The sequence below is a fragment of the Clostridium sp. AF27-5AA genome, assembly GCF_003478415.1.
Lineage (GTDB): Bacteria > Bacillota > Clostridia > Lachnospirales > Lachnospiraceae > Otoolea > Otoolea fessa.
Genome location: NZ_QUFH01000005.1, coordinates 40,119 through 53,418, shown reverse-complemented (window position 1 = coordinate 53,418; position 13,300 = coordinate 40,119). Strand labels below are relative to the sequence as shown.

The window sequence follows — 13,300 nt, the reverse complement described above, 5'->3', positions numbered from 1 at the left end:
TGTACTGGGCATCTGCTTCCGTAAAGAGAATGTGCCTTGTCACATTCTCTCGCCGGGCGCGGTCGCTTACAGCATGATTCACAAGATACGGAACCATTCCTTAGGTTTTATTACGAAAGAAGGCTTTTTATGATTTCCCGTCTACTTACCTTAACTGCCTGGTCCATGACACCGCCCGCAGTCTGGTCTCCCTTTCATTTAGCATTTATGCTGATCGGCATCCTGCTCGCCGCCTTTGCCGCATGGAAATTGCGGACGCGCTCCGAAGCGTTCCGTCTGCATCTGCTCTTTGCCTGCGGTGTTTTTCTGGCATTTTCCGAGGTCTACAAACAGCTTTTTCTCTATTACATAGAAAACAACCGGCACTACGACTGGTGGTATTTTCCATTCCAGCTCTGCAGCCTGCCGATGTACCTCTGCCTGCTACTGCCCTTTGTTCCGCATAAATATCAACGTATTTTTTGCACTTTTATGTATAATTACAACCTGCTCGGTGCCGTCATGGTGTTCGTCGATCCGTCCGGTCTGATGCACCCGTACTGGACGCTGACCCTGCATGGATTTATCTGGCATATCCTTCTGATCTTCATCGGGCTGCTCATCGCCTTTTCCCGCATGGTGCTGCCAACCGCCAAAGGATTTTGGCAGTCTACAGCTGTATTTGCAGTCGGATGTGTCATCGCAACCATCATCAATGTTACCTCGCATCCGTATGGAAACGCGGATATGTTTTATATCACGCCGTACTACGCGACCACGCAGATTGTGTACTCCCAGATCGCTGCTAAATTTGGAATTTTTGCCGGAAATGCAGTGTATGTGCTTTCGATCATCCTGGGTGCCTGGTTGCTGCATCTCGTATATGAAATTCTCTCCCACAGAACCTGCCACTGACAGCCTCTTCCAGATGCATGGCAACTTTAAAAGAGCGCCAGCCCCGCATTCACAGCCGGGCAGACGCTCTTTTCTATAACAGCTCAATTAATTCACTGTCACGGTAAAATCCACTGAAACGACTCTGTAACAATGGATTTTACCCTTTTATTTTTATTTACTGAATCTCGCTATGGAACTCCTGCAGGGACTTAACCTCCAGATGTCCGTTCTTCTTGATACTTCTCAGAGCCTGTACGGTAGCCTTTGCTGCTGCCATGTTGGTGAAGTACGGAATCTTCGCCTTTACAGCTGCCTTACGGATGTAGCTGTCATCGCCTCTGCCCTTCTTATCGTTCGGGGTATTGATAATGATTGCCACTTCTCCGTTGGTAATCTTATCTAAAATGTTCGGACGGCCTTCGTTGATCTTGCATACCTTCTCAGCCGGAAGTCCTGCTGCTACCATCACATCACAGGTTCTGCCTGTACCCATCAGGGTAAAGCCACACTCGTAGAAGCCTCTTGCAACCTCGATAAGCTCTATCTTATCCTTGTCATTGACACTCAGGAGGACAGTTCCTGAGGAAGGAAGACGTGTCTGGGTTGCTTCCTGTGCCTTGTAGATAGCCTCACCAACGCTGGTGGACATACCAAGAACCTCACCGGTGGAACGCATCTCCGGTCCAAGTACCGGATCAACCTCCGGGAACATCTTGAACGGGAATACCGGCATCTTAACACCGTAGTGCGGAATCTTCTTCTCTTTCAGTGCCGGAACCGGTGACGGACGGCCTGTTAAGTAGGAAGTCATGATATCCGTTGCCAGTTTTACCATCTTGATGTTGCATACTTTAGATACCAGCGGCACGGTACGGGATGCTCTCGGGTTTGCCTCCAGCACGTATACTTCGCCGTCCTCGATTGCATACTGCATGTTCATCAGACCTACAACGTGCATCTCTTTTGCAATACGGCTTGTGTAATCACGGATTGTCTCTACCTGATCCTTGGTCAGATTTCTGGACGGAAGGATACAAGCGGAGTCACCGGAGTGGATACCTGCCAGCTCGATATGCTCCATAACAGCCGGAACAAATACGTTCTCGCCATCGCTGATAGCATCTGCCTCACACTCGGTTGCATGATGCAGGAAACGGTCAATCAGAATCGGACGATCCGGAGTTACACCGACAGCTGCTCTCATATAGAAGGTCATCGCTTCATCGTCATGAACAACCTCCATGCCGCGGCCGCCAAGTACATAGGACGGACGAACCATAACCGGGTAACCGATCTTATTCGCAATCTCTAATGCGTCATCAACGGTAACTGCCATGCCTGACTCCGGCATCGGAATCTGCAGTTTATCCATCATCGCACGGAACAGGTCACGATCCTCTGCCATGTCGATGGTTTCCGGAGTTGTACCCAGAATATTGACACCATATTTCTTCAGGTCTGCTGCCAGGTTCAGCGGTGTCTGACCACCAAACTGTGCGATAACTCCCAGCGGTTTCTCCTTATGATAGATGCTTAATACATCTTCCAGAGTCAGCGGCTCGAAATACAGTTTATCGGAGGTATCATAGTCTGTAGATACGGTCTCTGGGTTGCAGTTAACGATAATTGTCTCAAATCCAAGCTCTTTCAGAGCGATAGCTGCATGTACGCAGCAGTAGTCGAACTCAATACCCTGACCGATACGGTTCGGACCGCCGCCCAGAATCATGATCTTCTTGTTGTCGCTGCACGGACTCTGATCCTTGATGTGATAGCTGGAGAAGTAGTATGCAGAATCCGGTGTGGCACTTACGTGTACGCCCTCCCAGCCTTCTACGATACCTTCTTTGGTTCTTGCATCGCGGATCTCTTCCTCTGTAACGCCTAACAGCTCGCTTAAATATTTATCTGCAAAACCGTCCAGCTTCGCCTGGCGGAGAACCTCAACCGGCGGAACCTCGCCCTTATACTGCATCAGGCTTTCTTCCTCTTCTACCAGTTCTTTCATCTGCTGGATGAAGTAATGTTTAATCTTGGTTAATTCGAACAGCTCGTCTACGGTAGCGCCCTTACGAAGTGCCTCGTACATAATGAACTGACGTTCGCTGCTCGGAACATGCAGCATCGCAAGCAGTTCTTTTTTTGTCTTCTTATCGAAGTCTTTCGCATGACCAAGACCGTAGCGGCCTCTCTCCAGGCTTCGGATCGCCTTCTGGAATGCCTCTTTGTAGGTCTTTCCGATACTCATAACCTCGCCGACTGCCTTCATCTGGGTTCCCAGCTTGTCCTCTGCGCCTTTGAACTTCTCAAATGCCCAGCGTGCAAACTTGATAACAATATAGTCGCCGGACGGAACATACTGATCCAGAGTGCCGCTCTTGCCGCATGGAATCTCATCCAGAGTCATACCGGTTGCCAGCATCGCTGATACCAGTGCAATCGGGAAACCAGTTGCTTTGGATGCCAGTGCGGACGAACGGGAGGTTCTCGGGTTGATCTCGATAACAATATCACGGTCTGTCTTCGGATCGTGTGCCCACTGTACGTTGGTACCGCCGATTACCTGGATTGCTTCTACGATCTTGTAGGATTTCTCCTGCAGACGTTTCTGTACTTCTTCCGAAATGGTTAACATCGGAGCAGAACAGAAGGAATCTCCGGTGTGTACGCCCAGCGGATCAATATTTTCAATAAAGCAGACAGTGATCATGTTGTTCTTCGCATCGCGGACAACTTCCAGCTCAAGCTCTTCCCATCCAAGGATAGACTCCTCTACCAGAACCTGACCAACCATGCTGGCCTGCAGGCCTCTTGCACACACGGTCTTCAGTTCTTCTACGTTATATACAAGACCGCCGCCTTCGCCGCCCATGGTGTAAGCCGGACGAAGAACAACCGGATAACCCAGTTTATCTGCGATTGCCAGTGCATCCTCAACGCTGTAGGCAACCTCACTTCTAGCCATCTCGATACCCAGGCTTTCCATTGTATGCTTAAACTCGATACGGTCCTCACCACGCTCGATAGCATCAACCTGAACGCCGATTACTTTAACATCATATTTATCCAGAACACCTGCTGCTGCCAATTCGGAGCAGAGGTTCAGTCCGGACTGTCCACCCAGGTTCGGGAGCAGCGCATCCGGGCGCTCTTTTTCAATGATCTGAGTCAGACGGTCTACGTTCAGCGGCTCAATATAAGTCACATCTGCTGTCTCCGGATCCGTCATAATCGTAGCCGGATTGGAATTGACCAGCACAATCTCATAGCCGAGTTTTCTCAGTGCCTTGCACGCCTGTGTTCCCGAATAATCGAACTCACACGCCTGTCCGATAATGATTGGACCGGAACCGATAATCAATACTTTGTGAATGTCATTTCTCCTCATGTTTTCTCCCTCTCATTGTCTGCTGTTTTTTGGCTTTAAAAAAGCGGCCTCCCGGATCAACTAAAAATCAAGCACCTCCGCGGTGCCTTCACGCGCGTCTGTCTGATCTTCCGTCACCCTGACAGCCTCCGCCAATCGCAGCTCTGCCAGACCCCAGTTAGCCATTATCAGCATTATAATAGAAAGCGCTTTATTTGTAAACAAAAAATTTTACAAAAATCGATCTTTTTCGCTTTTCAAATTTGATCTTCTATGATATTATAGGAAAGATATACTGGGGTGTTTATTTTGTCAAAAAGGCAGATTTAGACCCTCTTATTTTCGTTCCTGCGCGAGAATGTGCCAAGGCACATTCTTTTTTATTATCTTGTCCTACGAAAATCCTACGAAAAAGAAAGGGGTTATCCATTATGAAAAAAGTTGTCATCATCGACGGTCAGGGCGGACGCATGGGGCGCGCCCTCGTAGAAGAAATCCATAAACTCTGTCCCGGACAGCCGCTTCTCGCGCTCGGTGCCAACACCACTGCCACTGCCGCGATGATGAAAGCCGGAGCTGCCATGGGCGCCACCGGAGAAAACCCCGTTCTCGTCGCCTGCCGCGATGCCGACCTAATCATCGGACCAATCGGCATCGTCATTGCAGACTCCCTCTTAGGAGAAATCACCCCCGCCATGGCAGCCGCCATCGGACAAAGCCGCGCCCAGAAAATCCTGATTCCTGTCAGTGGAAGCTCCTATTGCCGCCATATTTTAGTAGGAACACAGAATTTACCAATGAATGAATATATCCATTTGGCGGCAGAGGAAGCAGCTGCCTACCTGAATCATATTTAAAAAATGCACGAAGCTGAACTCTCATCGTTCCGCTCCGTGCATTTTTCTCCCGGTCTCTTTATCCTTCAAAACCTGCATCTTCAACTCATCCACCCCGGAAAATTTCATCTCCGGCCGCATAAAATCCAAAAAATGAACCTCTATCTTTTTCCCATACAGGTTTTCATCCAGATCATAGATATATGTCTCCGCCCCCGCTGGTCGTTCTCCGGCAATCGTCGGTTTTTTTCCAATATTCGTGATACTTCCATAAGAAGCACCATCAATCACCGTCCGGGAGAGATATACCCCGAACGCCGGAAGATGTTTCTGGATTCCCGGCAGGATATTCGCCGTCGGAAAACCTAGGGTGGAACCTAAATGCTCCCCGTGTACTACCTGTCCGCTGATCCGGTACTCGTATCCCAACAGTTCATTCGCCTTGCGGATATTTCCCTTCGCCAGCTCTTCCCGGATATAGGTGCTGCTGATCTCGCGATCGCCGTCCATCGCCTTTTCAACGATCGACACCTCATATCCATATTTCGGTGCCAGTTTCCGAAGCAGTTCAGCATCGCCCTTCCGCTGGTAGCCAAAATGGCAGTCCGGACCGGACACGATCGCCTTTGCGCCCATCTTGCCGACCAGAATCTCGGCAACAAACTGTTCCGGGTCCATATGTGCGACTTCCTGGTTGAACGGATATTCCACCAGATACTCCACCCCCGCCTCGCGCAGGTTCTCCTCGCGCTCCTCGTTGGTCGTGATCATCGTCTGCAGCTTTCCCCGGATCAAGGTTCCCGGTGCCGTCTCAAAGGTAAACACCGCTGGTTTATATCCTTTTTCCCGATACCGCATCACTTCCCGCAGCAGCTTCTGATGCCCTCTGTGAAGACCGTCAAACTTACCGATCGTGACCGCAGTCGGCTCTTTTATCTGAAATTCTCTGGTTCCGGCAAAATACTGCATCTTACTCTCCTCCCAGAAAGATCTTACGTGGTTTCCATTGTTTCTTCTCCGGCTGATAGGCATAGAGACCGATAAACTGGTTTGCGCTGTCATAGACGCGGATGATTCCAGAATCCGGAAGTACCATCTCTGAGTTTCCATCCGCAGAAACCTGGTGTTCAGCCAAACTGCTTCCGATCTGCACTAAGCAGCCGTCTCTCGGTCCCAGCCCCTTCGGGAATGGATTTCCATTCTGCAGAAGCTTATCCAGAACTTCGCTCTCCGATACATACGCCGGGCAGTCCTCAAACATTCCATCCACCGTCACGATCCTATCCTCGATCTGACCGGCTTTCGCCAGCGCTTCCACCTCGGACAGGCGCAGGCTGTCCCCGATCGCAAATCGATCGACGCGGGTGCGGATCAGTTTTTCCATACAGCCGCCGCATCCCAGCTTTTCACCGATGTCATGGCACAGGGTACGGATGTAGGTTCCCTTGGAACAGGTCACGGTCATCGTCACACGCGGCAGTTCCACCGCATCTATCTGAAGATCATAGATTTCCACCGGACGCGCTGCCCGCTCTACCTCTTTTCCGGCTCTCGCCAACTCGTAGAGCTTCTTTCCGTTGACCTTGAGCGCCGAATACATCGGCGGTACCTGCATATATGGACCAACAAAGCTCTCCGCCGCCCCGCGGACTGCCGGTTCTGTCAGCTGTTCCGTCGGTTTCTCCGAAAGAATCGTTCCTGTCATATCCTGCGTATCGGTTTCGGTTCCCAGCAAAAGAACTGCCTGATACGTCTTCCTCTTATCCGTCAAAAGGTCGCACAGCTTCGTTCCCTTCCCCAGACATACAGGGAGTACGCCCTCCGCTGCCGGATCGAGCGTACCCGTATGACCGATCTTTTTCTGTCTCAAAATGCCCCGGAGCTTCGCCACCACATCGTGGGACGTAAACCCCGGTTCTTTATAAATGTTTATCACACCGTGAAACATAAAATCTCCTAAAAAATCAGAACTATTACCGTCCATGCGCTGTGCACCTGAAAGCAGGCAGCGCAATCAGCAACAGAACCTCCTATTCCTCCCTACGGGCATCCATCTGTTTCTCAATATGTCCCGTCAGGTTGTTGATCACATCCCTCGGATGTCCCTGCATCGTGCAGCCCGCCGCGTGGATGTGTCCGCCACCGCCGAAATACGCCGCCACCTTGCTCACATCGACATAGTCGTTGGAACGAAGGCTGACCTTGTACTCGTTGAACGCCTTTTCATAGATGAAAATGGCACATTCCACTCCTTCGGTAATCCGGAGCTGATCGATAATGCCATCCAGATCGTTCGTATCGACTCCGTAAAACTCCATTTCTTTCTGGGAAACCACACTGAAAATACATCTTCCATCCAGAATCCGTGTACTGCTAAGCAGCGCTTTTCCGAGAATCTGGTTCTGTGCGTAGGTCTTGCGGTAAAAGCTGTCGTCGATGATCTTCGCCGCGTTCACGCCTTTTTCCATCAGCGCGCCCGCGATTTCCATCGTTTTCCGGGTCGTTGAATTGTACTTAAATACACCTGTGTCATGCACAATTCCGGTATAGAGACACTCTGCCGCCTCCCTGCTGATCTTTGCCTCATCAAGAAGCGTGTATAACACTTCGCTGCAGGAGCTTGCGTCCGGAATGATGTAATTTTGTTCTGCAAATCCTGTATTGGTTCTGTGATGATCGATACAGAGTGTCTTGGCGGCGCTGTCAAAATAGACCGCGTAGCCGCCCAGACGCTCTTTGTCGCTGGCATCCAGCGTAATGCACAGATCAAACTGTTTTTCCGGCACAATCTCGGTATGAATTTTCTCAAAATCATTCATATAAGAAAATTTAGCAGCCGGATGGTCGAGAAACAGTTCTGCCTCTATCTGCGGATAATTCTCCCGCAGATAGTTAAGCAGTCCCAGAGTCGTTCCGATACAGTCCCCGTCCGGATGGATGTGACCAAGCAGTACGATGTGCTCCGCCCCTTCCAGTGACGCCTCTAAGATATTTTTACTCATTTTCTTCCTCATCTCCCGATTCTGAGTCTCTGAGGTTTTCAGTTACTTCATCGATCAGGCGGGTCATGTGTACACCGTACTCAATCGACTGATCGAGAATAAATGTAATTTCCGGCGTATTCCGTAAATTAATGCGTTTTGCAAGCTGGGTGCGGACAAATCCGACAGCACTTTTCAGTCCCTGGATCGTATCCTTCGCCGCTTCCTCGTTGCCTAACACGCTGATATACGCCTTGCAGTACTTGAGATCCGGAGTTACCTCCACGGAGACAACCGTTGTCATCGGATGAATCCGCGGATCTTTCAGCTCACGGCTGATGATGGAACTCAGCTCTCTCTGTACTTCACTGTTAATTCTTGTATTTTTAATGCTATTTTTACGCATGAATCCCTCTGCCTTTCTAGCGCGGAACCTCTACCATCGCATATGCTTCGATCATATCGTCTTCCTGCAGATCGTTGAACTTCTCAAATACAAGACCACACTCGTATCCGGAAGCAACTTCCTTCACGTCGTCCTTGAAACGCTTTAAGGATGCCAGCGGACCATCGAAGATCTGCTCGCCGTCACGGGTAATACGTGCCTTGCAGCCTCTCTGGAATTTACCATCCAGGACGTAGGAACCAGCGATAGTACCAACGCCGGAAGCCTTGAAGGTCTGACGTACAACGGCGTGACCGATTACCTGCTCCTCGTAGATCGGGTCAAGCATACCCTTCATCGCTGCCTCGACATCCTCGATTGCCTGATAGATGACGCGGTAGAGACGAACGTCTACTTTCTCACGCTCTGCGATGGACTTCGCGGTTGCGTCCGGGCGCACATTGAAACCAATAATGATCGCGTTGGATGCGGCTGCCAGACTGACGTCGGACTCGTTGATCGCACCAACACCGCCGTGGATGACCTTGACTACAACTTCCTCGTTGGACAGCTTCATCAGGCTCTGTTTTACTGCCTCGACAGAACCCTGTACATCTGCCTTGACGATCAGTGGAAGTTCCTTTACATTTCCTGCCTTGATCTGGGAGAACAGATCGTCCAGGGAAAGCTTCATCTTTGTATCTTCAATTAACTTATTCTTGCTCTCAGAGATAAAGGTTTCTGCAAAGCTTCTTGCCTCTTTCTCGTTCTCCGGCTGTACAAATACCTCGCCGGCGTTCGGCACGTCATTAAGACCCAGAATCTCGACCGGAGTGGACGGACCAGCCTCTTTGACGCGGCGTCCCTTATCGTCCATCATCGCACGGACACGGCCGTAGCAGGCACCTGCCGCGATCGGATCACCGACATGCAGGGTACCCTTCTGTACCAGGACGGTTGCAACCGGACCTTTACCCTTATCCAGCTCCGCCTCGATGACAAGACCTCTCGCATTACGGTTCGGGTTTGCCTTTAACTCTTTGACCTCTGCGGTCAGAAGGATCATCTCAAGCAGTTCCTTGATACCTTCCTTGGTATGTGCAGATACCGGAACGAAGATGGTGCTGCCGCCCCAGTCCTCCGGAACCAGTTCGTACTCGATAAGCTCCTGTTTTACCTTCTCAATATTGGCACTCGGCTTATCGATCTTGTTGATCGCTACAATGATCTCAACCCCTGCTGCCTTCGCATGGTTGATCGCCTCGATGGTCTGCGGCATAACACCGTCATCTGCTGCAACAACGAGGATTGCAATATCAGTGGATTTTGCACCACGCATACGCATTGCGGTAAATGCCTCATGTCCCGGCGTATCGAGGAATGTGATCTTCTGTCCGTTGATCTCTACCATGTACGCACCGATGTGCTGGGTGATACCGCCTGCCTCTTTTGCAGTTACATTGGTCTGGCGGATTGCATCCAGAAGGGAGGTTTTACCATGATCGACATGACCCATAACGCATACAACCGGCGGACGGGTTACCATGTCCTTCTCATCCTCTTCTTCCTCTTTCAGAAGTTCCTCGATGACGTCAACCTTGACCTCTTTCTCACAGAGTACGTCAAACTCCATCGCGATCTCTTCTGCCTGCTCGTAATCTACTTCCTGATTGATGGTGACAACCTTGCCCTGTAAGAAGAGTTTCTTTACAATGACAGACGGCTGAAGTTTCATCTTGTCTGCCAGATCCTTGATGGTAATTACCTCCGGGATCGTGATTGTCTTGATCTCCTCAACCTTTGCCTCCTTCTTCTGCGGCGGCTGAACAGCGCTCTTTACGTTCTTTCCGCCTCTTCCCTTGGAGTGCATCTCTTCCTCATGGTCGATCTTGCTGTATTTATCGTTCTTGTAATTATTCTTATTCTGCTTGTTGTTCTGCGGTTTCTGTACAACCGGGCTGTCGAAGGATGGCTTCGGAATATTTAAACCGCCGCGTCCATCGCGTCCGCCTCTCTGACCATCACGACCGCCCTGATAGCCGCCGCTTCTCTGTCCGTCACGGTTTCCCTGATAGCCGCCGCTTCTCTGGCCGTCGCGGTTTCCCTGATAGCCGCCGCTTCTCTGGCCGTCGCGGTTTCCCTGATAGCCGCCGCTTCTCTGTCCGTCACGGCTTCCCTGGTAGCCGCCGCTTCTCTGTCCGTCGCGGCTTCCCTGATAGCCGCCGCTTCTCTGTCCGTCACGGTTTCCCTGATAGCCGCCGTTTCTCTGTCCGTCGCGGTTTCCCTGATAACCGCTTCTCTGGCCGTCACGGTTTCCCTGATAGCCGCCGCTTCTCTGTCCATCGCGGTTTCCCTGATAGCCGCCGCTTCTCTGGCCGTCACGGTTTCCCTGATAGCCGCCGCTTCTCTGGCCGTCGCGGTTTCCCTGATAGCCGCTTCTCTGTCCATCACGGTTCTCCGCTGGAGCTGCGCTCTTAGCCGGCTCTGCGGTCTGCTCTGCACTTGCTGCTGCCGGACGGCTTGCCGGTGCGCCGGTCTTGGCTGCGTTTCCTGTATTGGCCTTGCCTGCCGGACGGCTTCCTCTCTGTACGCTGTTCTGCGGACGATAAACCGCTGCAATCCGCTTTTTCGGCGGCTCAGTTGTCTTCTCCGCCTCTTTCTTCTCTGCCTCTAACGGCTCTTTCTTTATATCTTCCACTCGATTTGTTTCCGCCTTTCCTGTATCTGTCTTTGACGCTGTCGTCTGTCTCTTTGCTCCTGCAAGGAAACATCTGACTGCTTCTGCCTGTTCCTCCGTCACCTTGGAAGAATGGCTTTTTACGTCAAAATGATTTTTCTGCAGTATCTCTAAAACTTCTTTATTTGATTTGCCAATCTGTTTTGACAACTCATTAACTCTCATGTTTTGCTACCTCCGTTCCGGCACTGCCTTCCCGTTCTGCATAAGCTCCTAAAAGAGCCCGCCCAGAAAAGCGTTAATCATCTAACTTCTCTCTTAACGCCTTTGCAAAACCGGAATCCAAAACGGCCAGAGACGCTCTCATCTCTTTTCCCATCGCGTGTCCCAGCTCTTCTTTCATGCCGAACTGGTACACGGGAACCTTGTAGTATGCACATGAATTTTCAAACATCTTTTTTGTATTGTCTGACGCTTCTTCTGAAACGATCACCAGATACGCTTTTCCACTCTTGATCGCTTTCTCGGTCATGAACTCGCCGCTTGCCGTCTTACCGGCGCGCGTCGCCAGTCCCAGAAGATTCAGCACCTTTTTACGATTCTCCAAACTGCTCCATCTCCTTTTCCAGCGCCTCATAGACTTCCTTCGGAATCGCCATCTTGAGCGACCGCTCCAGTCCTTTGCTCTTTACCGCCTTTTTCCAGCAGTCCATCGAAGGACAGAGGTAGGCGCCGCGTCCATTCCTACGGCCTGTCGCGTCAATCTCGATCGTATCGTCGGCTGTCTTTAAAACGCGGATCATTTCTTTTTTGCTCTTCATTTCTCCGCATCCGATGCACTGTCTGAGCGGCACTTTCTTTGCTCCCACTGTCTATCACTTCCATTTCTGTCAAATCCCGGTTCTGCTGCTTTCTTTCTGCCAAATCTGCTCGTTCCGCCCGAAATCAGCATCCCCGCACATTATCTGTCAGGATTATTCCTGCTCCGCTGCCGGCTCTTCTGTGCCCTCAGCCGTCTCATTTTCTGCTGCCTCGGCTGCGTCTTCCTCTGCCACGCTGATCAGCGGGTCATCGGTGTAGCCCTCGAAGCCTTCCTCATAACCGCTCTCAAGCTCATCTAAAAGACCGGACTCTCTTGCCTGTGTCTCGCTCTTGATATCAATCTTGAAGCCGGTCAGGCGGGCTGCCAGGCGTGCATTCTGCCCCTCTTTACCGATTGCCAGAGAAAGCTGGTAATCCGGAACGATCACCTGTGCCTCGCGTGCTTCCTCATCTGCTGCAACCAGGATAACCTTTGCCGGGCTTAACGCGTTCTCAATCAGGAATGCAGGGTTGTCATCCCAGTTGATGATATCGATCTTCTCACCGCGCAGCTCATTGACAACCGCGCTGACACGCGCGCCGTTTAAGCCGACACATGCACCGACCGGATCGACGTTCGGGTCGTTGGAGCTGACTGCCATCTTCGTACGGGAACCTGCCTCACGTGCGATCGCCTTGATCTCTACGGTACCGTCTCGGACCTCGGCAACCTCAGACTCAAAAAGGCGTTTTACCAGATCTGGATGGCTTCTGGATACGGTAATACGCGGGTCGCGCTGTGTCTCTTTTACTTCGATGACATACAGTTTGATACGCTCGGTCGGTTTGAATACCTCGCCCTTTACCTGCTCACTCTCGTTCAAGATCGTGTCGATCTTGCCTAAGTTGATGCTGATGTTGCGTCCTACATAGCGCTGTACGATACCCGTTACGATATCTTTTTCTCTGCAGTGCCACTCCTCATACAGGGCGTTGCGCTCTGCCTCACGAAGCTTCTGTAAGATAACATTCTTCGCGTTCTGAACGGCGATACGTCCAAACTCCTTGGAATTGACAGAGAACTGAACGATGTCGCCCAGCTCATACTTGCTGTTTAAGAGCTTTGCCTCTGCCAGGCTTACCTGGGTCATCGGATCCTCTACGGTCTCCACAACCTCACGCTCTGCCACGATGGAAAAATCTCCTGTTTCACGGTTGATGTTTACCTTGACATTATCTGCCCGGCCATAATTGTTTTTGTATGCTGTCAGCAGAGAATTTTCAATTGCTTCTAAAAGAACATCTTTGCTGATATTGTTTTCTTTTTCCAGCAGATTTATTGCCTCAATCAACTCTTTATTCATTTTATTTTATCTC

11 protein-coding genes are annotated in these 13,300 nt (G+C 50.8%); 2 read left to right on the top strand and 9 right to left on the bottom strand.

All coding sequences use genetic code 11. The features are described from left to right. Positions 1 to 129 precede the first annotated feature (129 nt). The gene (locus DWY89_RS06750; protein WP_118524505.1) at positions 130 to 894 is read left to right on the top strand and encodes a YwaF family protein; all 765 of its coding nucleotides are present in this window, start codon (positions 130 to 132) and stop codon (positions 892 to 894) included. 157 nt (positions 895 to 1,051) lie between these two features. Here the strand turns inward: DWY89_RS06750 and carB are convergent, their stop codons facing one another. After that, a complete protein-coding gene (gene carB, locus DWY89_RS06745; RefSeq protein ID WP_107000573.1) occupies positions 1,052 to 4,264 on the bottom strand; it encodes a carbamoyl-phosphate synthase large subunit in 3,213 nt (1,070 codons plus the stop codon). A 410-nt stretch (positions 4,265 to 4,674) separates the two neighbouring features. Between carB and DWY89_RS06740 the strand changes: the two genes are divergently transcribed. After that, entirely contained in the window at positions 4,675 to 5,100 is a 426-nt protein-coding gene (locus DWY89_RS06740) for a DUF3842 family protein (protein ID WP_118524504.1), read from the top strand. Positions 5,101 to 5,121: 21 nt separating this feature from the next. Here DWY89_RS06740 and DWY89_RS06735 read toward each other — a convergent pair whose 3' ends face one another. From DWY89_RS06735 to nusA, 8 genes are all read right to left on the bottom strand, one after another. Continuing rightward, positions 5,122 to 6,048, bottom strand: coding sequence for a bifunctional riboflavin kinase/FAD synthetase (locus DWY89_RS06735; RefSeq protein ID WP_118468282.1), 927 nt, complete (start codon positions 6,046 to 6,048; stop codon positions 5,122 to 5,124). 1 nt (position 6,049) lies between these two features. Then, entirely contained in the window at positions 6,050 to 7,027 is a 978-nt protein-coding gene (truB, locus tag DWY89_RS06730; protein ID WP_118524560.1) for a tRNA pseudouridine(55) synthase TruB, read from the bottom strand. Positions 7,028 to 7,109: 82 nt separating this feature from the next. Continuing rightward, complete coding sequence (locus DWY89_RS06725; RefSeq protein WP_118472218.1) at positions 7,110 to 8,081, bottom strand: bifunctional oligoribonuclease/PAP phosphatase NrnA; 972 nt, start codon at positions 8,079 to 8,081, stop codon at positions 7,110 to 7,112. After that, positions 8,074 to 8,466, bottom strand: coding sequence for a 30S ribosome-binding factor RbfA (gene rbfA, locus DWY89_RS06720; RefSeq protein WP_022360140.1), 393 nt, complete (start codon positions 8,464 to 8,466; stop codon positions 8,074 to 8,076). Before rbfA ends, DWY89_RS06725 begins: the two co-directional genes overlap by 8 nt. Before the next feature lie 16 nt (positions 8,467 to 8,482). Next, positions 8,483 to 11,347, bottom strand: coding sequence for a translation initiation factor IF-2 (gene infB / locus DWY89_RS06715; RefSeq protein WP_118524503.1), 2,865 nt, complete (start codon positions 11,345 to 11,347; stop codon positions 8,483 to 8,485). Positions 11,348 to 11,420: 73 nt separating this feature from the next. Continuing rightward, positions 11,421 to 11,729, bottom strand: a complete 309-nt coding sequence (locus tag DWY89_RS06710; RefSeq protein WP_107000578.1) for a ribosomal L7Ae/L30e/S12e/Gadd45 family protein — start codon at positions 11,727 to 11,729, stop codon at positions 11,421 to 11,423. Continuing rightward, positions 11,716 to 11,991 carry a YlxR family protein gene (locus DWY89_RS06705; protein WP_117796229.1) on the bottom strand — a complete coding sequence of 92 codons (276 nt, stop codon included), beginning with the start codon at positions 11,989 to 11,991 and terminating at the stop codon, positions 11,716 to 11,718. Before DWY89_RS06705 ends, DWY89_RS06710 begins: the two co-directional genes overlap by 14 nt. A gap of 105 nt (positions 11,992 to 12,096) precedes the next feature. Continuing rightward, complete coding sequence (gene nusA / locus DWY89_RS06700; RefSeq protein WP_118524502.1) at positions 12,097 to 13,287, bottom strand: transcription termination factor NusA; 1,191 nt, start codon at positions 13,285 to 13,287, stop codon at positions 12,097 to 12,099. Positions 13,288 to 13,300 lie beyond the last annotated feature (13 nt).